The following is a 23,400-nucleotide window of genomic DNA, read 5'->3' on the forward strand; positions in this document are numbered from 1 at the left end:
TGTGTTGCCATACGCTTGAGGCAGGCTTATCCGGGCTTGCGTGCATTGAGAATCAGCATGGTCAGCAGGCCCGCAACAATGCCCCAGAATGCCGAACCTATGGAAAACAGCGTCAGCCCCGAGGCCGTCACCATGAAGGTGATCAGGGCAGGTTCGCGTTCCCGGGGCTCGGCCATGGCCACGGTCAGGCCATTGGTGATCGAGCCGAGCAGCGCCAGTGCGGCAATCGAGAGCATCAGTTCCTTGGGGAACGCACTGAACAGACCTGCCAGCGTGGCGCCGAAGATCCCGGCGATTGCGTAGAAAATCCCGGCCCAGATCGCCGCTGTGTAGCGTTTGGACTTGTCTTCGTGCGCATGAGGGCTGGTACAGATGGCGGCGCTGATGGCGGCCAGGTTTATCCCGTGGCAGCCGAACGGTGCGGTAAGCAAAGAGGCAAAGCCTGTTACCGATATCAGCGGTGAGGTAGGCGGGTAGTAACCGTCGGCTCGCAACACTGCCACACCGGGCATGTTCTGCGAGGTCATAGCCACCACGAACAGTGGAATGCCGATGCTGACCGTCGCGGCCCAGGAAAACTCGGGAGTGGTCCAGACCGGCATGGCGACTTGCAGCGCCAGGCCGCTGAAGTTCAGCAAGCCCAGCGCGCCCGATATCCCGATGCCGACCAGCAATGCGAGCAGCACCGAGTAGCGTGGCGAAAGACGCTTCACCACCAGATACGTGAAAAACATGCCCAATACCAGGCTGGTGCGGTGCTGGGCGGCGATGAAGATTTCACTGCCGATCCTGAACAGGATTCCCGCCAGCAAGGCCGCAGCCAGCGAGGCTGGCAAACGCCGCACGATACGTTCGAAGCTGCCCGTTACGCCGCACAGAATAACCAGCAGCGCGCTGGTCATGAACGCGCCAATCGCCTGCGGGTATGCCACACCACCCAGACTGGTGATCAGCAGTGCGGCACCGGGTGTGGACCACGCGACAGTAATCGGCATGCGGTAGCGCAACGAAAGGCCGATGCTGCACACCGCCATGCCCATGAACAACGCCCACAGCCAGGACGAAATCTGCACGCTGCTCAGACCGGCCGCCTGTCCGGCCTGAAACATCAGCACCAGTGAGCTGGTGCAGCCAGTCATCATGGCAATGAAACCGGCAACCACCGCAGACGGCGATGAGTCGGTCAGCGGGCGCAATGGTGCCTTGAGGGTTTCGTTCATGCAGGGCGTTCCTTGAAGCGGGCAGGTAGCAAAGGACGCCAAGCCTAAACGCATGACCGCTCGGCTTTACGATACAGCGATATGAGTAAATGCCAGCACAGTTGCGCCAGTGGTATTTATTCGACGTCAGTCCCGATTGGACACGCACCGGATTGCAGTGTCTGGCCCAGCGCGAGGTTGACTGTCATCCAGCCATCCACCGCTTCCTGACCCGCTTCGGCGAACACGCGTTGCAGCAGCTTGACCTGTTCACGCCGCAACGCCTGCTCGAAACGGGCGCCTTCATCGGTGAGCCCGAGCAGTCGTTTACGCTTGTCGGTTTCCGGGGCGGTGCTGTGCACCAGGTCCATGCCGATCAATTGGCGCAGCGGGGCATTGAGCGCCTGCTTGCTCACGCCCAATACCGTGAGCAGTTCCTTGACGCTCAGTTCGGGATAGCGAGCGATAAAAAATACAATGCGCTGATGCACGCGACTGAAGCCGCGCTTGGCCAGCATTTCATCAGCCTTGGCGGTGAACGCCTGATAGCCGAAGAAGAAGGCCTCCATGGCCATTTGTTGATTGGCAGGTTTTTTTAAGTCAAGCATGTTGACGTATCCGGGCTGGGCGTCGTAATTTGAGTCAACAAGTTTGACTTATTTTCCTTCGTCTCGGCTACAGGTAAGTGCCATGGCTTTTTCCGAACGCGTTTCCCGTCTGAAAAGTTCTCTGATTCGCGAGATCCTCGCCGCCGCTCAGCGTCCGCAAGTGATGTCGTTCGCTGGTGGCCTGCCTGCCGAGTCGATGCTGCCCAAAGTCGAGTGGGCTGACATGCCTGTTTCTCTGGGCCAGTACGGCATGAGCGAGGGCGAACCTGCGCTGCGCGAAGCGCTGGCTGCCGACGCCCGCGCCCTGGGTATTGCTTGCGATGCCAGTCAGGTCATGGTGGTCACTGGTTCTCAACAGACCCTGGACCTGGCAGCCAAGCTCTACATCGACAAAGGCACCGAGATTCTGCTTGAAGCACCCACCTACCTGGCGGCGCTGCAGATATTTCAGCTATTTGGTGCCGACTGCATCACCGTGCCTCTGCAGGCCGAAGGCCCGGACCTGGTCGCCATGCGTCAGCGCCTGGAGCAGCACAGGCCCGCTTTCGCCTACCTGATCCCGACCTTCCAGAACCCCTCGGCAGTGCGCTATAGCCAGGCCAGCCGCGATGCAGTTGCGGCGTTGCTTGACGAGTTCGGCGTCACGTTGATCGAGGATGAGCCGTACCGCGAGTTGAGCTTTGACGGTGGCAGTGCCAGGCCGATTGTCAGCGGCCTGAAGACAGCCAGCTGGATCTACACCGGCACGGTCTCCAAAACGCTGTTGCCCGGCCTGCGTGTGGGTTATCTGATCGCCAGTCCCGATCTGTTTCCGCACTTGTTGCGCCTGAAGCAGTCCGCCGATCTGCATACCAATCGCCTCGGCCAATGGCAGGCCTTGCAGTGGATTGGCACTGAGCACTATCGTGAACATCTGCTGACGCTGTGCGAGTTCTACCGCGGTCGCCGGGATGCATTCGAGGATGCCTTGCAGACGCATTTTTCAGACCTGGCCGAGTGGAATAGCCCGCAAGGCGGATTGTTCTTCTGGCTGACCCTGAAACAGCCGCTGGACACCCGTACCTTGCTGGATGCCGCGTTGGCGCAGGACGTCGCGTTCATGCCGGGCGAACCTTTTTTTGCTGACCCGGACGCCAATCACGGCCATCTGCGCCTCAATTTCAGTCATATCGACCCGGCGCGTCTGAATGAAGGCATAAAACGACTGGCGTCTGTGGTCCGTGCGGCACAGAATCTGAAAGCCGCCTGATCATAGCCGGCAATACAGGCATATCGAGGGAGCAGGGCGATGTACAAGGTTTATGGCGATTACAACTCGGGCAACTGCTACAAGGTCAAGCTGATGCTTAACCTGTTGGGCTGCGAGTACGAGTGGGTACCGGTCGATATTCTTAATGGCGAAACCCAGACCCCGGCTTTTCTGGAGAAGAACCCCAACGGCAAGATCCCGGTGTTGGAACTGGAAGACGGCACTTGTCTATGGGAGTCCAATGCGATTCTCAATTTTCTGGCTGATGGTTCCAGGTATCTTCCGAGCGAACCGCGCCTGCGTACCCAGGTACTGCAATGGCAGTTTTTCGAGCAGTACAGCCATGAGCCGTCGGTGGCGGTTGCCCGTTTCATCCAGTTCTATCTGGGCTTGCCGGCTGAACGCATGACCGAGTATCGCGCCATGCAGAAGTCCGGTTATCGAGCGCTGGCGGTCATGGAGCAGCAGCTTGATCGCACACCGTTTCTGGTCGGTGAGAATTTCTCCATCGCCGATATCGCCTTGTACGCCTACACCCACGTCGCTCATCAGGGCGGTTTCGATCTGGCACCTTACACCGGAATTCGGCGCTGGCTGGATCGGGTCAAGGCGCAGCCCGGTTATGTCGGTATGCTGGATTGATGCCCCCATTGGCTGAATAAAAGGAAATTTATGCGCGTTTCAATAGTCCTTCTGGCCGCTTTCATCGCGCTGGGTATCGGCTGCTCGGCACAGGCTCAGGATTGCGATGCCAATCAGGCCAGCATGAATCAGTGTGCTGCCAATGAGCTGTCGGCGCTCGATGCTGATCTCAACAAGCAGTACAAGGCGCAGATGACGTGGCTGAAGACGCCGGCCAAAAAGCAGGCGTTCAAGGATGCACAACTGAAGTGGATAGCCCTGCGTGACGCCGATTGCCTGTATCAGGCTGGCAAGCCCGAGGATTCAGGCTCCATTTGGCCGTTGCTGCAATCGCAATGCCTGGCTGACCAGACCCGCGTGCGCCTCAAGCAGTTGCAAGCCTATGTCGCCTGCCGCGAGGAAGGTTGCCCGCGTTGAGGTACGTCGGGCACGTAGTGTTCAGATCGCGCCGAACCGTTGGTTCAGGTAGTCGATAATGACTTTGGATTCGTACATCCACACGGTTTTGTCGCCTTCTTCGATTCGCAGGCAAGGCACCTTGATTTTACCGCCCTCGTTTAGCAGCGTCTGACGGTCAAGCTCGTTGTTCTTCGCATCGCGCAAAGCAACAGGAACATTGAGACGGTGCAGGGTGCGACGGGTTTTCACGCAGAACGGGCAGGCGTGGAACTGGTACAGCGTCAGGTCTTGAGCCGCCTCAGCGACAGCCGCCTGTGCCTGCGGATCGCGCTGCTTCTTGCTCGGGCGGGTCAGGAAGTCGATACCGATGACGAGCTGGCCAAGGCCGACTCTTAACGCTTTCATGAACACGGTCATACCTCTTGCGGACAGTGGCGGAAATCGGCCGGACGTTCAGCGTGCGCCAGGGCACGTGAACGCGGGCTGAACGGGTCACTTGATCAGGCTGAGAAACTCACTGCGAGTGGCAGCGTTTTCACGGAATTCGCCGAGCATCACCGAAGTGATCATGGCCGAGTTCTGCTTCTCGACACCGCGCATCATCATGCACATGTGCTTGGCTTCGATCACTACCGCCACACCCAGTGCACCGGTAACCTGCTGGATGGCCTCGGCGATCTGACGGCTGAGGTTTTCCTGGATCTGCAGGCGGCGGGCGTACATATCAACGATCCGCGCCACCTTCGACAGGCCCAGCACCTTGCCGTTGGGAATGTAGGCGACATGTGCCTTGCCAATGAACGGCAGCAGATGATGCTCGCACAGCGAGTACAGCTCGATGTCCTTGACCATGACCATTTCACTGGCATCGGAGCTGAACAGCGCGCCGTTGGTGACTTCTTCCAGCGTTTGCGCGTAACCGCGACACAGGTACTGCATGGCCTTGGCGGCGCGCTTGGGGGTGTCCAGCAGACCTTCGCGCGAGACGTCCTCGCCCAATTGCCCGAGTATGGCGGTGTAATTCTGTTCCAGTGTCACAGGGGTGTGTTTCCGTGTGGGGTTCGATGAGTGCGAGGGCAGGCCCGTCGCCGACGGCGCACATAGTAACTTACGCAAGAGTGCGGGTGCACGGCAGCGCTGCAAATCAACCGGGCGTTATGCGTTTTGTATCGTGGCGCTTACACGTTGGCGACCAGATCGCTACCCACTTCCCCGGCACCGCGCTGTCTGAATGTGCAGGTTATTAATCAATTGCCTGTCGAGAGAGTGAATCCGGATGTTGAGTCGAGTAGCAAAAATAGCGTTGTTCGCCATCGTACTGTCGTCGGTTTCCGGCTGCTGGCCGTTTTGGCCTGGTCCGGGCGGACATGGCGGCGGCGGTGGGCATCATGAAGGGGGTGGACCTGGTGGGCCTGGTGGCCCCGGCGGTCCTGGTCCGCGCTGAGTAACACGCCGGGCAGCATATTGCTGTCCGGCAAGAGGGGCGCGAGGAGGATTACTCGTCGCGCCCTTCCATCATGGTGCGTCTGAGTATCACGTACACCGCACCCGCACCGCCATGCTTGGCCAGGCATGAACAAAAGCCCAGTACCTGCGAATGCTGACGCAGCCAGGTGTTGACGTGGCTTTTGATCATGGGGCGCTTACCGTCCAGGCGTACCGCCTTGCCGTGGGTAACACGTACGCAGCGTATTTCCAGTCGGGTCGCTTCCGCCAGAAACTCCCACAGCGTCTCACGCGCCACTTCGACGCTCATGCCGTGTAAGTCCAGGCTGCCTTCGAAGCTGATCTGCCCAAGTTTGAGCTTGCGCATCTGGCCTTCCTGCACGCCGTCGCGCGACCAGCTCAGGACATCTTCTGGACCAACATCAATTACGAATTGATCCGACAAACCGTCGACGGTCACCGAATCGGTGCGCACGGTCGCCGACTGACGCAGGCGTGCCAGCATTTTTCGATCGGTCTTGGGTTTGCCGACATCGGCGTGTTCATGCTTGAGCGGCTTTACGCCGCGCGTTTCGCTTCTGAACAGGGAAAAATCGTCGTCTTGCATGGGGCCTCCGCGAAGGAAGCCATTCTAACCGTTCATACGCGAGGGTCAGTTGTGTTTTTTCATCAGGTGCGCAGAGATACTCAAGCCGCTGGCACTGCGCTGACGACGGCAGCGGCGCCATAGCCAGACGCCCACGTACAGCACCAGCAACCCGCCGACAGCGACAAATGCGGCGCCTCCCGGGCTGGCATTCAGCTCGCCGAGCATCTGCGGGTGAATGGTCAGGCTGGATACACCGGCAACGGTCAGCAACACGCCTGACGCCACAAGAAGCAGCGCAATCAGCGTGCCGATGCGTTTGCCCCAGTTGCCCTGACCCCTGGGGCGCAGGCGACGTGCATCGAAACCATCTGACGTTTTCATGCCTTTTCCTCAATAGGTATCGGCTCAATGGAGTATCGGCGCTCTGACCCGGAGAAGAAGGGGTGGTTCCCGCCTCCGGGATGATACGGGCTGGCAAGGGATGGGCGGTTATGTGAATACGCCCACACAACCACTCGTTCCGGCGCAGATCAGATCAGATCAGATCAGGTCTTTGGTCAGCGCCAGTGTGGCGAAGTTGTCGGCCATGATCGCCATCTCGGTTCTGTGCACCACTTGTGCGCTGACGACGCCGTGCGGGCTCGGCAAGTCGCGGGTTGCGCAGGCATCGTCGACCAGTGTGCAGCGATAACCGTAGTCCTTGGTAGCGCGAACCGTGGTGCTGATGCTCGAGTGGCTCATGAAGCCGCAGACGATCAGGTCCAGATGACCCAGCTTTTGCAGAAGATCATGCAGGCCGGTGCCATTGAAAGCGTTGGGCAGGCGTTTTTCGACCAGATGTTCGTCGTCTTTTGGTAACAGCTCCGGCACCAGTTGACCGCGCTCGCCCTGTGGGTCGAACAGGCCGCCCACAGTGCCCAGATGGCGAATATGAACAATCGGGCACTTGACCGCACGTGCCTTCTCGACCAATTGGCAGATATTGGCCAGGGCTTCGTCGACGCCGGTCAGGGCCAGTGGGCCGCTGAGGTATTCTTTCTGGGCATCGATGATGATCAGCGTCGCATTGCTCAAATTGGCGGGCGCATGCACCCGGCCGCTGAGTTGGAACATGGTCTTTAAATCGGACATTCACGGGCTCCTTGGTGTGGGGCTTTTGTGACATTGTCCTCTGGCTGAGGCGTTCTGGGAATGGCAACCATCGCAGGCCACGGTTTTTATGGCCTGCAGGGCAGTTGGGGGAGGGTGTGGCTGGCGGTTTGCCTTGATGGCAGTACGCGAATCATGGAAACTTCCACGCCTATCGGGTACGAAGAATGTGCATTGTTCGGAACCAGACTTTTCACCGTGGCTCGTCTTACAGCAGCTCGTCGCCTTTTCAAGGAGTTTGTCCATGATCACTTCCCGTTTGCGTACCGTGCGCGACCATATACGGTGGGCCGTCAGCCGCTTTCACGAGGAAGACGTATTTTTTGGTCATGGCACCGACAATGCCTGGGATGAAGCGCGGCAGTTGGTGCTGGGCGCACTGCACCTGCCTTGGGAAATCGCCGACAGCTACCTCGATTGCCGCCTGGAAGTCGACGAAATATCCGAACTGCAACGCCTGATCAAACGCCGAATCGATGACCGTGTGCCAACGCCATATCTGCTGGGCGAAGCATGGTTCTGTGGCATGTCGTTCATTGTCGATGACCGCGTATTGATCCCGCGCTCGCCTATCGCCGAGCTGATCGAAGAGCGTTTCGCGCCCTGGCTGGCCAACGAACCAGCCCGGATTCTGGACCTGTGCACTGGCTCTGGTTGCATCGGTATCGCCTGTGCTGAGGTGTTTCCCGAAGCTGAGGTGGCCTTGGCCGACTTGTCCTACGACGCACTGGAGGTGGCTAACCAGAACATCGAGCGTCACGGTATGGAGGATCGCGTCTACACCGTGCAGGGCGACGGGTTCGACGGTTTGCCGGGTCAGCGCTTCGACCTGATCGTGTCCAACCCGCCCTATGTGGACGCCGAAGACTTTGCCGACATGCCCGACGAGTATCAGCACGAGCCGGAGTTGGCGCTGGCCTGTGGCAGCGATGGTCTGAACCTGATACGTCGTATGCTTGCCCAGGCAGCCGATCACCTGAACGAGAAAGGCTTGTTGATCGTCGAAGTAGGCAACAGCCAGGTGCACGTGCAGGCGCTGTACCCGGAAGTCGATTTTGCCTGGCTGGATTTCCAGCGCGGTGGTCACGGGGTGTTCATGCTGACTGCAGAACAGTGCCGCAACCATCAGGCGTTGTTCCAGTCAAAGGTTTGATAGGGAAGACTGAGAGAAGGGGGAGCTGAGATCAGCTCCTTTTTTCATCGGTGGGTCGCGATCCAGATCAGCAGTCCCGCCTGAAATACCGCGAAGGTCACCAGGCAGGCAATCGTGAAGCGCAGACCGGCGTCCTCGCGCTTGTACTTGCCGACCCGGTCCTCGTGCTGGCGAATGGTCACTTCCTGTTCGATCAGGTTCTTCTCGGCCTTCTCCAGCATTTGCGAGGCTTCGAGAATTTCGATGATCTGCACCTTGTCGTTGTTCCAGGTGCTGTGCAGGTTGCCGACGTGTACGTCCTTGATGGTGCCTTTCATGTGCTGGGCATCGGCGTACGCTACTTCAAAACCCAGGGTGCGCAGAAAGTGGTCACGACGCAGGCGTGTGTCTTCGTTCAGGCCGTCCTTGCTCGCCAGCGCTACGCCTTCAATCTTGTAGGATGACCATCTTTTCTGCGCCCAATGCACGGCATGGGCAATCATGAAACGACCGATGCCGCGGTTCCACGGCTCGATCTGCAAGCCTGATTCGGGACCGAAGCGCACAGTGCGCTTTTCGTGGTCGGCCCAGACGTCCAGATTGTTCTGTTCCTTGCGAACCCGCTGGCCTGGCAGCTGCACATTGATGCGCAACAGGCTCAATTCCTTGCTGTGCCGCTCGGCACGGCCAAACTGCACAAAACGCAAGGGTCGCCCACCCGTGGCGCGGTCGGTGGGCTGTGGTGCCAGACGCAACATCTGAAAGTTCTCGGGCAGAACGTCTTCCCACGGCTGCGGCGGTGCCTGAACCTCGGCTTCGGCGCTTTCGGGTGCTGCAGTGGTTTCAGTCATGATATTCGCGTCAGTCATAATGGTGTCCTTTCCTGGGCCTTGCACCGGAATACTTGCAACGGAACAAGAAGCCAGCAAACCGCTATCGGCCAGATATCCCAAGACTGAAGGGCCTGCAATTATCTGGCGTCAGATTTTTTTTTCCGGGTGGGGCAGGGCCTTGATGAAGGCCAGGATCCGCTTGGTCACTTCACTGGCCAGCGGCTGGGTCGGGTTGCGGTAGGACAACAACTGTTGCTGCAGATCGTCGGGCACGATACGCAGCACATGATTCATCCCGTCGATCAGGGCCAGCTCGGCATCCGGTCTGGCTTTTTGCAGCAGCAGGGCATCGCCCACGCCTACCTGAATGTCGTTGCGCCCCTGAACGATCAGCGCCGGAATGTGCACTGCAGCGAAGGCTGCGGCGGGGTCCTGGCGAAACAGCGAGATCAGATACGGCTGGACACTGGGGCGAAATACCACTTCCAGCTCGGCGGGCACGTTGTCATCGGTCTTGCCCGCCTTGAGTTCATCGAGCAACTGATTGCTGCGTTGCAGCAGGTCCGGTGGCAAGCGCTCCTGAAACTGTTCGCGCAGCACCTGATCGACAGGCCGTCCGGTGCCGGCCACGGAAATCAGCGCCGCTGCACCCACTTTTTCAGCCGCCAGCGTCGCCACCAGCGCACCCTCGCTGTGGCCCAGAAGGATCAGCTGGCCAAGGCGCGGGTTGGCTTTGAGCGCTCTGGCCCAGAGTTGAACGTCGGCCACGTAGCGCTCGACGCTCAGATTGCGTTCATCCGGCGTGACGGCCTTGCTGGCTGCGACGCCGCGTTTGTCGTAGCGCACGCTGGCGATATTGTTTTTGGCCAGAATCACCGCCAGGCGTTTCATGCTGTCGTTGCGTCCACCCTCTGGGTTGTTGCCGTCGCGGTCGGTGGGGCCGGAACCGGCGATGATCAGCACCACCGGGACCGGTTTGTCCGAACGGGGCATGAGCAGGGTGCCGTACAGTTTGCCGTTTTCGGTATCCACCGTGATCGGCCGCTGCACCACGCTGGGCGCCGCAGCACTGGCTGTTCCGGCGATAAGGCTCAGGGTCAATGTTATCGGAAGGGCCAGCAGACGCAGCGCGTTTGATACTCGAAGCAGGGAATTACCGGATAACATCGCAAGGCCATCATAGGGAGGGTCTCGCTTGGACGCACGGCGTGACAGAAGGTTCGAGGATGAACTGAACCGCGAGCCTGCGTATACTGGCGCGCTTGGTTTAACGATCTGGTTTTTTGGCTGATTTTTCGGAGCGCCCGCATGTCCGGCAACACTTTCGGCAAGCTGTTCACTGTCACCACCGCCGGCGAAAGCCACGGCCCGGCGCTGGTCGCTATCGTCGACGGCTGCCCGCCGGGGCTGGAGCTGGACCTGCAAGACCTGCAGCGCGATCTGGACCGGCGCAAGCCGGGCACCAGCCGCCATACCACGCAGCGTCAGGAGGCCGATGAGGTCGAGATCCTCTCCGGCGTCTTCGAGGGCAAAACCACCGGTGCCTCCATAGGCCTGCTGATCCGCAACACTGACCAGAAGTCCAAGGACTACTCGGCCATCAAGGACCTGTTCCGTCCAGCCCATGCCGATTACACCTACCACCACAAGTACGGTATCCGCGATTACCGCGGCGGCGGTCGCAGTTCGGCACGGGAAACCGCCATGCGCGTGGCAGCGGGGGCGATTGCCAAGAAATACCTGGCAACCCAGGGCATCGTCATTCGCGGCTACATGAGCCAGTTGGGCCCGATCCAGATCCCGTTCAAGACCTGGGATTCGGTAGAAGACAACGCGTTTTTCTGCCCCGACCCTGACAAGGTGCCGGAACTGGAGGCCTACATGGATCAGTTGCGTCGTGATCAGGACTCGGTCGGTGCGAAAATAACGGTGGTGGCCGAAGGCGTAATGCCCGGCCTTGGCGAGCCGATCTTTGATCGTCTGGACGCCGAACTGGCCCACGCGCTGATGAGCATCAACGCGGTCAAGGGCGTGGAGATCGGTGCCGGTTTCGACTGCGTTGCACAACGCGGCACCGAGCACCGCGACGAGATGACCCCACAGGGTTTCCTGTCCAATCAGGCGGGCGGCATTCTCGGCGGCATTTCCTCCGGCCAGCCGATCATTGCGCATCTGGCGCTCAAGCCAACCTCCAGCATCACCACGCCGGGGCGTTCGATCGATACCGATGGCAACGCGGCCGACGTCATCACCAAAGGCCGGCACGACCCGTGTGTCGGCATTCGCGCCACACCGATTGCCGAGGCGATGATGGCCATCGTGTTGCTCGATCATCTGCTGCGTCATCGCGGTCAGAACGCCGATGTCAGCGTCAATACGCCTGTGCTGGGGCAGTTGTAATGCACACTGTCACGGTCGCGGACTGCTAGCGTGACGCAAACATCCGGCGGGCAGCTTCCTTACTGGCGGCTGTCCGGCTTTTACGTGTGCTATTTCGCCTTGCTCGGCCTGTCTGCGCCGTTCATGGCCCTTTATCTTCATCACCTGGGTTTTTCCAGCTCACGCATAGGCGAACTGATCGCCATCCCCATGCTGATGCGCTGCGTTGCGCCCAATCTCTGGGGGTGGCTGGGTGATCACACCGGTTGGCGTCTGACCATTGTGCGTTCTGGCGCCATCTGCACGTTGTTGGCGTTTTCGCTGATTCTGGTCGAAAAAAGCTATGCCTGGCTGGCGATGGTCATGGCGCTCTATGCGTTCTTCTGGCACGCCGTCCTTCCGCAGTTCGAAGTCATCACCCTCGCGCACCTGCAAGGCCAGACCTCGCGCTACAGCCAGATCCGCCTGTGGGGCTCGATCGGTTTCATTCTGGCGGTCGTGGTGCTGGGACGGGTGTTCGAATGGTTCAGCCTGGATCTGTTTCCTTACATCGCGCTGGCGATCATGGCCGGTATCGTCGTCAGCAGCTGGTGGGTGCCGAATGCGCATCCCTCGCCGTCGAGCCGTGAAACCGTGTCAGGCGGCTTTCTCAGGCAACTGGCGCGTCCCGGTGTCTTGGCGTTCTACCTCAGTGTCGCGCTGATGGTGCTCAGCCATGGGCCGTATTACACCTTTTTGACCCTGCACCTCGAAGCGCTCGGTTACAGCCGTGGCCTGATCGGCGTGCTATGGGCGGTCGGCGTGGTGGCTGAAGTGCTGATGTTCATGGTCATGAGCCGGATTCTGCAGCGTTTCTCCGTGCGCCAGGTGCTGTTCGTCAGCTTTCTGCTGGCCGCATTGCGCTGGCTGCTGCTGGGACTGTTTGCCGATTACCTGACCGCGCTGCTGATTGCCCAGGTGATGCACGCCGCCACGTTCGGCAGCTTTCACGCCGCTGCCATTCATTTCGTGCAAAGTAGCTTTGGCCCGCGTCAGCAAGGACAGGGACAGGCGCTGTATGCCGCACTGTCAGGCGTGGGTGGCGCGTTGGGTGCTCTGTATTCCGGTTACAGCTGGAACGCGCTGGGGCCAGCCTGGACGTTTGCCATTGCCAGCCTTGTCGCCTTTGCCGCAGCCATCATGATTATCACACCCAAGAAAGAGGAAGGTGTATGAGCCGCGAACAACTTAGCGTGGAAATAATCGAGGCCGGACGCTTCCTGTATGGCCGCGGCTGGTCGCCTGCCACCAGCAGCAATTACTCCGCGCGTCTTTCAGCCACCGAGGCGCTGCTGACCGTGTCCGGCAAGCACAAGGGCCAGTTGGGTCCTGACGATGTGCTGGCTACCGATATGGCAGGCAACAGCCTGGAGCCCGGCAAAAAACCGTCTGCCGAAACCTTGCTGCATACCCAGTTGTACAGCAGCAGGCCGCAGGTCGGCGCCGTGCTGCACACCCACTCGGTGAATGCGACGGTGCTGTCCAGGCTGACTGCCGCCGATCATCTGGTGTTCGAGGATTACGAGCTGCAGAAGGCCTTTAATGGCGTGGTCACTCATCAGTCGCAGGTCGTGGTGCCGATTTTCGACAACGATCAGGATATTGCCCGTCTTGCCGCAAAAGTGCAGCCTTGGCTGGACGCTCATCCCGAGTGCGCTGGCTACCTGATCCGCGGTCACGGTCTCTACACCTGGGGGGCGAAAATGAGCGACGCCTTGCGCCAGATCGAAGCGTTCGAGTTTCTGTTCGAATGCGAGCTTAAAATGCGCGCGGTATTGAACCGTTGAAAACGTCGTATTAAAACCAGCCTGTAAGCCTGACCTGCCTGTAAAAGCCGGAAGGTGGTGCCCCAAACCGAGGATTCATGCCATGAGCAGCCTGTCCGTTTATCACGTTTCAAGCCCTGACACGCCCAACAAGGTGCTGACCCATCTGGAAGATATTGCTTCGACGCTGGCCGAGCACGGCGTGGCGTTCGACCGCTGGGAAGCGGCAGCGCCGATTACCCCCGGTGCCAGCCAGGAAGAAGTGATCAGCGCCTATCGTACCCAGATCGACAAGCTGATGACCGAGCATGGTTATGTCACCGTAGACGTCATCAGCCTCAACAGTGACCACCCGCAGAAAGCCGAATTGCGCGCCAAATTTCTTGAAGAGCATCGGCATGGTGAGGACGAAGTGCGCTTTTTCGTCGCCGGACGCGGCTTGTTCACATTGCACATCGACGACTATGTGTACGCCGTGCTGTGTGAAAAGAACGATCTGATTTCCGTACCGGCCGGCACCCGGCACTGGTTCGATATGGGCGAAAACCCGCATTTCGTTGCCATCCGCCTGTTCAACAATCCGGAAGGCTGGGTGGCGAATTTTACCGGTGAAGACATTGCTGGCCGTTTTCCACGGCTGGAAGACTGACAGGAGCCCGATTCTGATGCCCATCAAAGCTATCCTCACGGATATTGAAGGCACCACCAGCGCAGTGAGTTTCGTTTTCGACGTGCTGTTTCCGTTTGCCAAAAAGCACCTGCCCGGGTTCGTTCGGCAAAACGCCGGACAACCGGCAGTGGCGTCGCAGCTGCAAGCAGTACGCACCGAGGCCGGCGAGCCTGATGCCGATGTCGAGCGGGTTATTGCGATACTGCTGGAATGGATTGCCGAAGACCGTAAGGCCACGCCGCTCAAGGCGTTGCAGGGCATGGTCTGGGAGCAGGGCTATAACGCCGGACAGCTCAAGGGCCATGTTTATCCGGATGCTGTCGATGCCTTGAAACACTGGCATCAACAGGGCTACAGGCTTTACGTTTATTCCTCGGGCTCAATTCAGGCTCAGCAATTGATTTTCGGCTGTTCCGAGGCGGGCGATCTGTCCGGTCTGTTCAGTGGTTACTTCGATACGACGTCCGGCCCCAAGCGCGAAGCGCAGTCCTACCGGACGATTGCGCAGGCAATCGAGTGTCCTGCCGAGGACATTCTGTTCCTCTCGGATATCGTCGAAGAGCTCGACGCAGCGAAGGCCGCTGGCATGATCACCTGCGGTCTGGCGCGTGACGGCGGGGTGCTTGCGGGTCACAAACATGTGGGCAGTTTCGCGCTCATCGACCCTGCTTCTTTCTAAACGAAGTCAGCCTGTCGTGCGCGGCATTGTCCTGATGCCGCGGTATGAAAATCTGCCCGCCGCAAGGCTTGCACGCTATTTTCTGTAAGGAGCGTCCTGCTTTTGAGTGGGACGTTGCCTACCTGAAAGTGCGTTGAGTCTGTTTGTTCTGCTCGTCATTCTTCAACGCGATTATTCGTGTAAGTTCTGCGCCCATCGTCCCCTGAGTCACGGACAACACCTGTACCGATTCACGGGCGCATAAGGAGCGGCAGCGATGTGCAGTGCCATTACAGAAAGCGCAAGCAGGGACTTATTGATACAGCAGATGGTGAGCACGATCAGCGAACTCGATGGCCAGACCGCTATCGAGAATGCCCTCGAATGGCTAAGGCGCGAATGCAACAGTGAGCGGGCGATGTTCTATCAGTTCAAGGGCCCGGTGCTGCTGACGTTCATTACCTGCAATATCGATGATGCCTGGGGTCAGGCTTACCGCCAGCGCGGGTTGATCACCCAGGACCCGGTCATCCGTTGTTATCGCAACCAGCTGGGGTTTGTGAACTGGCAGGATGCATTCAGACAATATCCGGTGTCAGCGTGCTACGAAGAAATCGTCGATACGTGCGAACTGCTTCCGGCCATTTCCTACGGCTACACGAACCATTGTCGTGGTGCCGACAGCGTGACGTCGGTTTGTACGCTGGGTGAAGTAGGGCGAGCGATCTCCGCTGAACAAAAATACCTCATGAGCAGTCTCATGCCGGTGCTGCACAGTGTTGCGCGGGGTTTGAAGTTCTGTTCTCGCGGTTTGACCCATCGGGAGCTGGAGGTACTGCAGTGGGCCAGGGATGGAAAAACTGCCTGGGAGATCTCAATGATCCGCGACGTGTCGGAGTCGACGGTGAAGTATCACCTCAAGACCATCTATTCCAAGCTGGGTGTCGCCAATAGGGCGCAGGCGGTAGGCGAAGCGCTGTGCCGGGGGCTTATCAGGTAATAGACACCTGAAAACGCGGGCAAAAAAAGCCGCGAGAACAAAGTGTAATCGCGGCAAACAAGGGATGAGAGAGCGTACAGCGGGTGCCACCTGTCAAGGCGGCGGGAAAATCAACGAGTGTGGTAAGTCGGCAGGTCAAAGCGATGCTGACTTTGCAGCATCGAAATAGCTGGCAACTCGCTGGCTTGTGCAGCCAGGTCGCGGCGGATAGCGCTGATTACCCATTCCAGCTGGACCGGAGTGTGCAACTGAGCATAAGACACGGAGCGACGGATCTGCTTGCCATCGTGAGTACGCAGTGACAACAGGACACCACCATCAGGACGTGGCTGGGTGGTAACGGTGTAGTCGGAGAATACGGAAGCGAATTTTTCTTGAATAAAGGTCATGTCAGGCGGCTCCATTGCTCATGGGATAATAAGCTTGGAAGTACTATTGCAGTGTCTGTGCCAGTCTTTGCACTTGAATTAAATCCTTTAAAATCAACGACTTGAAATATTCTCTATTTTAAGGCTTCGTGCATTTTGCATGAACACCCTTCGTGCGCCCTGCATTTTGCCGTTTCCTGCACGATGGGTATCGGGCAGAAGAGGGATTGCATGGATTGCGGTGATCAGGAGCAGGCATTGCGCATCCGCATCGATGCTGATCGAACAGCTGGCGAGACTTGAGGTCAGTGTGTGTATCGACGCCGGGTCAACGCATGCCCGGAGTACCGTGCGCCAAGGAGTAGTTAATGACCGATACAGATATCAGCGCCTCGAAAACCATGACTGAAGACGAAGCCGCCGAGTTCGCCGAGCAGGTATTCGATGTGGCTCGCCAGGGAAATGCAGTCATGCTGGAGCGTCTGCTTGAAAAAGGCCTGCCCGCAGACCTGCGCAACCACAAGGGCGATACGCTGCTGATGCTGGCCAGCTACCACTGCCATGCGGATGCGGTCCGTGTGCTGCTGAACCACAAGGCTGACCCTGAAATTCGTAACGATAATGGCCAGAGCCCCATCGCTGGCGCAGCGTTCAAGGGTGATCTGGCGGTGGTCAGGTTGCTGGTCGAGGCGGGTGCCGATATAGACGGTGCTTCTGCCGATGGCCGTACCGCATTGATGATGGCGGCGATGTTCAATCGCAACGAAATAGTCGATTACCTGATCAGTCAGGGCGCGGACCCGCATGCCACTGATGCCAAGGGCATCACCGCACTGGGCGCCGCTCAGGCAATGGGCGCGACCATCACCATTGATCAACTGATCAAACTGGGCGTACAGCCGGCCCGGTCCTGATGCCGAGTGCTTTCAGGGCATGAACACATAGAGGCGCGATGGATTTACCGTTATCCTTCGCGCCTCTTTTTTTGCCCGCTATCAGGATCGCTCCCATGAAAGACTCACTGGTCGAATTAATCAGCAAAGTCAGCTCTGGCTGCATGGGCGATGATGAAATCGTGCGTATTGCCGATGAAGCCGCGCAGGCGTATGCCGACCCGCAGGCGTTTCTGGCCGCCAACCCTGATATCAACTACGACGACACCTTTCCGATTCCGCTGGGCGAATGGGTGGTGGTGGGCAGTCTGCCGGAAACCGTGCTGTTCCAGGCCGACAGCTATATGGACCTGTTCGAGCAGATCGTGCAGTCATTCGGCAAGGACGTCACGTTCAATATCAAGCCGAAACAACTGGCCAAGGTCGAACCACTGGTAGCGCTCAACCGGATTCAGATTCAATTGAGCAGCATGAACAAGGACATGGGCGGCTATGTGCTGATGAACTTCAGCCAGCCGCTGGATGACGAACTGCAAGCGGTGCTGGTGTATGGCCGTGACGAGGAGCGGGTGCTTGAACTGGCAGCGTTGGCCGGCATCCATGCCGCACCCGCGCTAAAGGCATTGCGCGGTTAACCCAGCGCCGTATCGAGAAACATCATTACCGCGAAGCCGCCCATCAGACCGAGCGTTGCCGAGGTCTGATGGCCGTTGCGGTGGGTTTCCGGGATGACTTCATGGGACACCACGAAGATCATCGCACCTGCCGCCAGCCCCATGCTCAGCGGGTAGGCGATGGCAAACCCGCTGGAAATACCCAGGCCCACCAGCGCGCCCAGCGGCTCCATGAGTCCGGAACCGATGGCCACTAGCATCGCCTTGAAGGCTGACAGGCCGGTTGCGCGCAGGGCCAGCGCAATGGCCAGGCCCTCAGGGATGTCCTGAATGGCGATGGCAGTGGTCAACGGCAGGCCGACGTTCATGTCGCCGCTGGCGAAGCTCACGCCTATCGCCATGCCCTCAGGCAGGTTATGCAGGGTAATCGCCAGGACAAACAGCCAGACCCGGCTGATTCGCTCTGAATGAGGGCCCTGACGGCCCACGCTTTCATGCTCGTGCGGGGTGAACTTGTCCAGCCCAAGCATCAACAGCACACCCAGGCCCAGACCGGTCACTACCGTCGCAGCTGCCCAGGGGCCGCTGTCGGTTATGCCCCGGGCGGCCTCCAGCCCTGGCAGTATCAGCGAGAACGAGCTGGCAGCCAGCATCATGCCAGCGGCAAAACCGAGCATGATGTCCTGAGCGCGTTGCGAAACGTTGCGCAGGGCGACCGCCATGACTGCACCCAGCGCCGTCGCCAGGAAGCCGGCCGTGCCGCCCAGCAATGCATGATTGAAGTTGACCTGGCTGGTGCCATAGAAGGCATTGTAAAGACTGATGCCGCCGAGGCCGACGACGATAAGTAGAGCAAGGGCGAAACCCAGGCTCACCAGCGGGCTGCCCTGAAGATGGTTGAACCATGTCGCCCAGGGCGTTCGGGGTTGTGCGGGCGTTGGCATGAAGAAGGCTACCTGTATAAGTGTTGAACGCGATAATGAATGAAAGCAAAGTCGACCCCCGTTGGGAGCCCGAGAATATAAGGTTGGTTCAACGGAACCCCCGAACGGCGCAACTATCCTAGGAAGGTAAGCATTCAATTAGGGGCAACACCATGGGTTCTAGCTTCAACGGCCTGGTCGGCTTGATCATTCTGGCGCTCGATATCTGGGCCATCATCAATGTCTTGAAAAGCGGCGCCGAGACCGGCAAGAAAATTCTCTGGGTATTGTTGATCGTGCTGTTGCCTGTTGTGGGCCTGATCATCTGGGCAATCCTCGGACCGCGCGGCAACGTGCGAATCTGACACGCCGGCAGGTTGGTAGCGAACGCTTGATTGCCTTGGGTAATCAGGCGTTTTTCGTTCATGGGCCAAGGCATTTGCAAGCAAGACGCTGCACAGAGGTTCGACCTGTCATGTTCCTCGACGTAGAATGCGCGCCTTTGTTGTGGGCGGTCGGCCGTCCTGTCATCAGTACCCAGCGGGAGCTTACCCATGAGCGATTATCAGGAAACGTTATACGAAGGCTACGGCCAGCGCTTTCGTATGGAAAAAATGCTTCACGAAGTGCGTACCGAGCACCAGCATCTGGTGATCTTCCAGAATCCGCGCATGGGCCGCGTCATGGCTCTGGACGGCGTCATCCAGACCACCGAGGCGGATGAGTTCATCTATCACGAAATGCTCACTCACGTGCCGATTCTGGCTCACGGCGCAGCCAAGCGTGTACTGATCATCGGCGGCGGCGATGGCGGCATGCTGCGTGAAGTGGCCAAGCACCTGACGGTGGAACATATCACCATGGTCGAGATCGATGCGACCGTGGTCGAGATGTGCAAGGAGTTCCTGCCTAATCACTCCAGTGGCGCTTTTGACGATTCGCGCTTGAATCTGGTCATCGACGACGGCATGCGCTTTGTCGCGACCACCGAAGAGAAATTCGACGTGATCATCTCTGACTCCACCGATCCGATCGGTCCGGGTGAAGTGCTGTTTTCGGAGAACTTTTATCAGGCCTGCCATCGCTGCCTGAACGAAGGCGGCATTCTGGTTACCCAGAACGGCACGCCTTTCATGCAGTTGAGCGGTGTACAGACCACGGCCGGGCGTATGAACGGTCTGTTTGCCGACTGGCATTTCTATCACGCAGCCATCCCGACCTACATCGGCGGTGCAATGACCTTTGCCTGGGGCTCGACCGACAAGAGCTATCGCAAACTGCCGCTGGAAACCCTGCGTCAGCGTTTCTCTGGCAGCGGTATTGTTACGCGTTATTACAATCCAGAAGTCCACATTGGTGCGTTCGCCTTGCCGCAGTACGTTCTGCAGGCTGTGGGCAAGGCCAGCAACGACTGATCAATCGATCTGACGTTCACCGGCCGGGTCGCCCTGAACGCCGCCTGAGAGGCGTTCAAGCGCGCAACTGGCGACAGAAATTTCACACTTTTTGTCCCAGAATTGCGCGCGAAGCTGAACAGGCACGCGTATTCATGGGCCGCCCCGGCCCCTGGCGACCTGCAATCAAGTAATATCTGCGCCCTGTCGTACACCGCCCGCCCTCAGGGAGGGCGGTGCTGCACCCTGAACCTACCCCTGAATCCACCGGATCCTGACAACCATGGCTAAAACGGACGCCCAGATTCATCGGCAAGCCCGCCTGCTAAACCCGACTGTCAAATCGCATCTGGCTTACATCCTGCTCAGCGGTTTCGCTTTGATGGTGATGTACACGCTGCTGCGTATCGGTCTGCTGGTCTACAACCGCGAGATGATTGGCGACACGCCAGCCTCGACATTCCTTGAAGCACTCTTCAATGGCACGCGTTTCGACCTGCGCCTGTCCATGTATCTGCTCATTCCGTTGGTGCTGTCGCTGTTCAGCGCCCGGGCCATGGCGGCACGCGGGTTCTTCCGGTTCTGGCTGACCCTGGTCGGCAGCATCACGCTGTTCTTCGGCTTGATGGAAATGGACTTCTACCGCGAGTTTCACCAGCGCCTGAACGGCCTGGTGTTTCAATACGTCAAGGAAGACCCAAAGACTGTCCTGAGCATGCTCTGGTACGGTTTTCCGGTGGTTCGCTACCTGCTCGCCTGGGCAATCGTGACCTGGCTGTTGAGCCTGGTGTTCAAGGGCATCGACCGCCTGACGCGGCCACGCCTCGTAACGACTAAGGGCACCCAGACGGTCAGCACAGTTGCGCCGTGGTACATGCGCGTTGGCGTTTTCGTGCTGGTATTGCTGGTTATGGTGGTGTGCATCCGTGGCACCCTGCGCCAGGGCCCGCCGCTGCGTTGGGGTGACGCTTACACCACCGACTCCAACTTCGCCAATCAGCTGGGCCTGAACGGCACACTGACCCTGATTACGGCGGCCAAGAGCCGTATGTCCGAAGATCGCGACAACATCTGGAAAGCCACGCTGCCACAGGCCGAGGCGCAACAGACTGTGCGCGACATGTTGCTGACCTCGCATGACAAGCTGGTAGAACCTGATATTGCCGCTGTGCGTCGCGACTTCACACCGCCAGTAGAGAACACGTTGCCGATCCGCAACGTGGTCGTGATCCTGATGGAAAGCTTCGCCGGTCACTCGGTAGGGGCGCTGGGCAACGATGCCAACATCACGCCGTATTTCGACAAGCTGTCGAAAGAGGGTCTGTTGTTCGACCACTTCTTCTCCAACGGCACCCACACCCATCAGGGCATGTTCGCCACCATGGCGTGCTTCCCGAACCTGCCGGGTTTTGAGTACCTGATGCAGACGCCAGAGGGCAGCCATAAGCTGTCGGGCCTTCCGCAATTGCTGAGCGCGGGTCGCAACTACGATGACGTCTATGTCTATAACGGCAACTTCGCCTGGGACAACCAGTCGGGCTTCTTCAGCAACCAGGGCATGACCAACTTTGTTGGTCGCGAGGACTTCGTCAATCCGGTGTTCTCCGATCCGACCTGGGGCGTTTCCGACCAGGACATGTTCGACCGTGGCGCTCAGGAGCTCAAAGCCCGTCAGGACGGCAAGCCGTTCTATGCGCTGCTGCAGACCCTGTCCAACCACACGCCGTATGCATTGCCGGACCCGCTGCCGGTCGAGCGCGTGACCGGGCACGGCTCGCTGGATGAGCATTTGACCGCCATGCGTTATGCCGACTGGGCGCTGGGCCAGTTCTTCGAGAAGGCCAAAAAAGAGCCTTACTACAAGAACACCCTGTTCGTGGTGCTGGGCGACCACGGTTTCGGCAATGACAAGCAGTTGACTGAAATGGACCTGGGGCGTTTCAACGTGCCATTGCTACTGATCGGGCCTGGTGTACAAGAGAAATTCGGCCAGCGCAGCAGCATTGTCGGCACACAGGTTGACGTCGTGCCAACCATCATGGGTCGTCTGGGTGGCCTGAACCGCAACCAGTGCTGGGGCCGCGATCTGCTGAACCTGCCGGAAGGCGACAAGGGTTTTGGCGTGATCAAGCCGTCGGGCAGTGAGCAGGTGGTCGCGATCATCAGCGGCAACCGCATTCTGATCGAGCCGACAGAAATGCCGGCCAAGCTGTTGACCTACACGCTCGGTGCCAAGCCGTCTGCCGAAGAAGTGCCTGATGCACCTGACACTCAGGAGCTCAAGCGCAAGCTGGAAAGCTTCCTGCAGACCGCCACCAAGAGCCTTCTGGACAACACGGCCGGTGTCGAGGCCAGCAAGAACCGTAACTGACCATGACTGACTTGTCCGGGTACCCGGCAAGTCGGATCAGCAGCATACAAAAGGCCCTCGGCATCCATTGCGAGGGCCTTTTGTTTTGCCCGTCATCGCGGGCTGTCCGGCGTAATTCGTTGGAACGAATGCGAGGGCCAAAAGGTCCTTATCACATAAGCCAGAGTGCCTGGCTTCGTTCTGGAGGCATTGATGAAACAGTGGGCCATTTCGTATCTGGACAAGGATGGTGTGCAGCAACTCCGTGAGGCTGGTTTTGACGAGCGTCCCAGTGAGGAGGAGGCCGCGCGTTTCCTGCGCAAGGACCTGTATCCAGTCACCGATGAGCTGGATCTCAATGATCTTGACGGGCGCACCGACGAGCCTACGGTGAAAACGCTCAAAGACCATAACAGTGTGCGGATCATTTCCATTACAGAAGTTGCCTGACCTGCGGTGATTCAAAAAGCTTTTCGTGGCAACCACTTGGCATTCGACCCACGATGGGTCTACTCTGCAGACGAGGCTGTTCAAACGGCCTCTGACATCTCGATACCGACCTGTGCCAAGCCTGGTCTGGTCAGCTACATGCTTGATTCCCCACGCCGGATTATCTGTCGTGCGGCGGCCCCCGATGATTCGGCGGTCGCTCTGGAAGAGTTGAAACTCTATCTATCGTTGCATAGGAGGACGTTTCATGAGCACAGCCTATCAAGAGGACATCAGCAGTAACGTACTGCGCCGCATGAAAGAAGGCGGTTTTGATTTCGCACGAATCTATCCCATCGAGTTTTACGCCATCTTCCCGGACGAGGAGCGGGCACGGCAGGCCGCAGAGCAATTTCGCGGCGAATCCCTCAATACTCAGGTAAACGTACGTGATGACGGTAACTGGCACTTGCAATTGAGCAAAGTGATGTATGCCACTTATGACGGTATCGGTGATTTCGAGCAGGACTTTCAGATGGTGATTTCACCCATGGGCGGTGAGGTCGAAGGTTGGGGCGTCACTCAGGAGATCAGAAGACTTCACGCTTGATGGCTTTTGATTGTCAGGCAACACATTACCGGCTGATTCGGGATACGTTCTGGATCGGCCG

At 58.6% G+C, this 23,400-nt stretch carries 28 protein-coding genes; 17 read left to right on the forward strand and 11 right to left on the reverse strand.

Annotation, left to right across the window (positions count from 1 at the left end; all coding sequences use genetic code 11):
* Window positions 1-26: 26 nt before the first annotated feature.
* On the reverse strand, window positions 27-1,220 hold the full coding sequence (locus RYC17_RS07800) for a benzoate/H(+) symporter BenE family transporter (protein WP_058401990.1): 1,194 nt from the start codon (window positions 1,218-1,220) through the stop codon (window positions 27-29).
* A 116-nt stretch (window positions 1,221-1,336) separates the two neighbouring features.
* Window positions 1,337-1,807, reverse strand: a complete 471-nt coding sequence (locus tag RYC17_RS07805; RefSeq protein ID WP_004658431.1) for a MarR family transcriptional regulator — start codon at window positions 1,805-1,807, stop codon at window positions 1,337-1,339.
* Between the two features lie 82 nt (window positions 1,808-1,889).
* Here RYC17_RS07805 and RYC17_RS07810 point away from each other — a divergent pair, with 82 nt between their 5' ends.
* From RYC17_RS07810 to RYC17_RS07820, 3 genes are read left to right on the forward strand one after another with little or no spacing between them, the layout of a single operon-like run.
* Window positions 1,890-3,056 carry a PLP-dependent aminotransferase family protein gene (locus RYC17_RS07810; RefSeq protein ID WP_058401991.1) on the forward strand — a complete coding sequence of 389 codons (1,167 nt, stop codon included), beginning with the start codon at window positions 1,890-1,892 and terminating at the stop codon, window positions 3,054-3,056.
* A gap of 39 nt (window positions 3,057-3,095) precedes the next feature.
* Window positions 3,096-3,698 carry a glutathione S-transferase family protein gene (locus tag RYC17_RS07815; protein ID WP_058401992.1) on the forward strand — a complete coding sequence of 201 codons (603 nt, stop codon included), beginning with the start codon at window positions 3,096-3,098 and terminating at the stop codon, window positions 3,696-3,698.
* 30 nt (window positions 3,699-3,728) lie between these two features.
* The gene (locus RYC17_RS07820) at window positions 3,729-4,115 is read left to right on the forward strand and encodes a lysozyme inhibitor LprI family protein (protein WP_058401993.1); all 387 of its coding nucleotides are present in this window, start codon (window positions 3,729-3,731) and stop codon (window positions 4,113-4,115) included.
* A 21-nt stretch (window positions 4,116-4,136) separates the two neighbouring features.
* Here RYC17_RS07820 and RYC17_RS07825 read toward each other — a convergent pair whose 3' ends face one another.
* The 5 genes from RYC17_RS07825 to RYC17_RS07845 all read right to left on the reverse strand — a co-directional run bounded on the left by RYC17_RS07825 (window position 4,137) and on the right by RYC17_RS07845 (window position 7,263).
* Complete coding sequence (locus RYC17_RS07825) at window positions 4,137-4,514, reverse strand: glutathione S-transferase N-terminal domain-containing protein (protein ID WP_080396354.1); 378 nt, start codon at window positions 4,512-4,514, stop codon at window positions 4,137-4,139.
* A gap of 75 nt (window positions 4,515-4,589) precedes the next feature.
* Window positions 4,590-5,135 carry a GTP cyclohydrolase I FolE gene (gene folE, locus RYC17_RS07830; protein WP_002552836.1) on the reverse strand — a complete coding sequence of 182 codons (546 nt, stop codon included), beginning with the start codon at window positions 5,133-5,135 and terminating at the stop codon, window positions 4,590-4,592.
* Window positions 5,136-5,592: 457 nt separating this feature from the next.
* The gene (locus tag RYC17_RS07835) at window positions 5,593-6,150 is read right to left on the reverse strand and encodes a Smr/MutS family protein (RefSeq protein ID WP_002552837.1); all 558 of its coding nucleotides are present in this window, start codon (window positions 6,148-6,150) and stop codon (window positions 5,593-5,595) included.
* Window positions 6,151-6,195: 45 nt separating this feature from the next.
* On the reverse strand, window positions 6,196-6,513 hold the full coding sequence (locus RYC17_RS07840) for a hypothetical protein (RefSeq protein ID WP_058401994.1): 318 nt from the start codon (window positions 6,511-6,513) through the stop codon (window positions 6,196-6,198).
* A gap of 159 nt (window positions 6,514-6,672) precedes the next feature.
* The gene (locus RYC17_RS07845) at window positions 6,673-7,263 is read right to left on the reverse strand and encodes a cysteine hydrolase family protein (RefSeq protein WP_002552839.1); all 591 of its coding nucleotides are present in this window, start codon (window positions 7,261-7,263) and stop codon (window positions 6,673-6,675) included.
* 262 nt (window positions 7,264-7,525) lie between these two features.
* Here RYC17_RS07845 and prmB point away from each other — a divergent pair, with 262 nt between their 5' ends.
* Window positions 7,526-8,434: a 50S ribosomal protein L3 N(5)-glutamine methyltransferase gene (prmB, locus tag RYC17_RS07850; protein WP_058401995.1), complete on the forward strand. Its 909-nt coding sequence runs from the start codon at window positions 7,526-7,528 to the stop codon at window positions 8,432-8,434.
* 44 nt (window positions 8,435-8,478) lie between these two features.
* Here prmB and RYC17_RS07855 read toward each other — a convergent pair whose 3' ends face one another.
* Window positions 8,479-9,282: a hypothetical protein gene (locus RYC17_RS07855; RefSeq protein WP_080395078.1), complete on the reverse strand. Its 804-nt coding sequence runs from the start codon at window positions 9,280-9,282 to the stop codon at window positions 8,479-8,481.
* A gap of 111 nt (window positions 9,283-9,393) precedes the next feature.
* A complete protein-coding gene (locus RYC17_RS07860; protein ID WP_058401996.1) occupies window positions 9,394-10,413 on the reverse strand; it encodes an alpha/beta hydrolase in 1,020 nt (339 codons plus the stop codon).
* Between the two features lie 141 nt (window positions 10,414-10,554).
* On the opposite strand from RYC17_RS07860, the gene aroC reads away from it, so the two are divergent.
* The 6 genes from aroC to RYC17_RS07890 all read left to right on the forward strand — a co-directional run bounded on the left by aroC (window position 10,555) and on the right by RYC17_RS07890 (window position 15,758).
* Window positions 10,555-11,646 carry a chorismate synthase gene (gene aroC / locus RYC17_RS07865; protein ID WP_005744350.1) on the forward strand — a complete coding sequence of 364 codons (1,092 nt, stop codon included), beginning with the start codon at window positions 10,555-10,557 and terminating at the stop codon, window positions 11,644-11,646.
* Window positions 11,647-11,676: 30 nt separating this feature from the next.
* Entirely contained in the window at window positions 11,677-12,840 is a 1,164-nt protein-coding gene (locus RYC17_RS07870) for an MFS transporter (RefSeq protein ID WP_058401997.1), read from the forward strand.
* Window positions 12,837-13,451: a methylthioribulose 1-phosphate dehydratase gene (locus tag RYC17_RS07875; protein ID WP_058401998.1), complete on the forward strand. Its 615-nt coding sequence runs from the start codon at window positions 12,837-12,839 to the stop codon at window positions 13,449-13,451. The genes RYC17_RS07870 and RYC17_RS07875 overlap by 4 nt, the downstream gene beginning before the upstream one ends.
* 82 nt (window positions 13,452-13,533) lie before the next feature.
* Complete coding sequence (locus tag RYC17_RS07880) at window positions 13,534-14,079, forward strand: 1,2-dihydroxy-3-keto-5-methylthiopentene dioxygenase (protein WP_054076416.1); 546 nt, start codon at window positions 13,534-13,536, stop codon at window positions 14,077-14,079.
* A 16-nt stretch (window positions 14,080-14,095) separates the two neighbouring features.
* Window positions 14,096-14,779, forward strand: a complete 684-nt coding sequence (gene mtnC / locus RYC17_RS07885; protein ID WP_058401999.1) for an acireductone synthase — start codon at window positions 14,096-14,098, stop codon at window positions 14,777-14,779.
* A 256-nt stretch (window positions 14,780-15,035) separates the two neighbouring features.
* Window positions 15,036-15,758, forward strand: coding sequence for a response regulator transcription factor (locus tag RYC17_RS07890; protein WP_058402000.1), 723 nt, complete (start codon window positions 15,036-15,038; stop codon window positions 15,756-15,758).
* 110 nt (window positions 15,759-15,868) lie between these two features.
* Here the strand turns inward: RYC17_RS07890 and RYC17_RS07895 are convergent, their stop codons facing one another.
* Complete coding sequence (locus RYC17_RS07895) at window positions 15,869-16,147, reverse strand: DUF3509 domain-containing protein (RefSeq protein WP_002552849.1); 279 nt, start codon at window positions 16,145-16,147, stop codon at window positions 15,869-15,871.
* Between the two features lie 347 nt (window positions 16,148-16,494).
* Here RYC17_RS07895 and RYC17_RS07900 point away from each other — a divergent pair, with 347 nt between their 5' ends.
* Complete coding sequence (locus tag RYC17_RS07900; protein ID WP_058402001.1) at window positions 16,495-17,040, forward strand: ankyrin repeat domain-containing protein; 546 nt, start codon at window positions 16,495-16,497, stop codon at window positions 17,038-17,040.
* Window positions 17,041-17,135: 95 nt separating this feature from the next.
* Window positions 17,136-17,654 (forward strand): hypothetical protein, encoded by a 519-nt coding sequence (locus tag RYC17_RS07905; RefSeq protein ID WP_058402002.1) that lies wholly within the window; start codon window positions 17,136-17,138, stop codon window positions 17,652-17,654.
* Here the strand turns inward: RYC17_RS07905 and RYC17_RS07910 are convergent.
* Complete coding sequence (locus tag RYC17_RS07910; RefSeq protein WP_004665830.1) at window positions 17,651-18,577, reverse strand: ZIP family metal transporter; 927 nt, start codon at window positions 18,575-18,577, stop codon at window positions 17,651-17,653. The two genes, RYC17_RS07905 and RYC17_RS07910, sit on opposite strands and share 4 nt — an antisense overlap.
* 152 nt (window positions 18,578-18,729) lie before the next feature.
* Between RYC17_RS07910 and RYC17_RS07915 the strand changes: the two genes are divergently transcribed.
* The 5 genes from RYC17_RS07915 to RYC17_RS07935 all read left to right on the forward strand — a co-directional run bounded on the left by RYC17_RS07915 (window position 18,730) and on the right by RYC17_RS07935 (window position 23,339).
* The gene (locus tag RYC17_RS07915; protein ID WP_002552853.1) at window positions 18,730-18,921 is read left to right on the forward strand and encodes a PLDc N-terminal domain-containing protein; all 192 of its coding nucleotides are present in this window, start codon (window positions 18,730-18,732) and stop codon (window positions 18,919-18,921) included.
* A gap of 189 nt (window positions 18,922-19,110) precedes the next feature.
* Entirely contained in the window at window positions 19,111-19,971 is an 861-nt protein-coding gene (gene speE, locus RYC17_RS07920) for a polyamine aminopropyltransferase (protein ID WP_058402003.1), read from the forward strand.
* Between the two features lie 262 nt (window positions 19,972-20,233).
* Complete coding sequence (locus RYC17_RS07925; protein WP_316902709.1) at window positions 20,234-22,321, forward strand: LTA synthase family protein; 2,088 nt, start codon at window positions 20,234-20,236, stop codon at window positions 22,319-22,321.
* Between the two features lie 192 nt (window positions 22,322-22,513).
* Complete coding sequence (locus tag RYC17_RS07930) at window positions 22,514-22,750, forward strand: hypothetical protein (protein WP_002552856.1); 237 nt, start codon at window positions 22,514-22,516, stop codon at window positions 22,748-22,750.
* Window positions 22,751-22,997: 247 nt separating this feature from the next.
* A complete protein-coding gene (locus RYC17_RS07935) occupies window positions 22,998-23,339 on the forward strand; it encodes a ribonuclease E inhibitor RraB (RefSeq protein WP_058409741.1) in 342 nt (113 codons plus the stop codon).
* Window positions 23,340-23,400: the final 61 nt, after the last annotated feature.

The sequence above is a fragment of the Pseudomonas syringae group sp. J248-6 genome (assembly GCF_032586995.1).
Lineage (GTDB): Bacteria > Pseudomonadota > Gammaproteobacteria > Pseudomonadales > Pseudomonadaceae > Aquipseudomonas > Aquipseudomonas amygdali.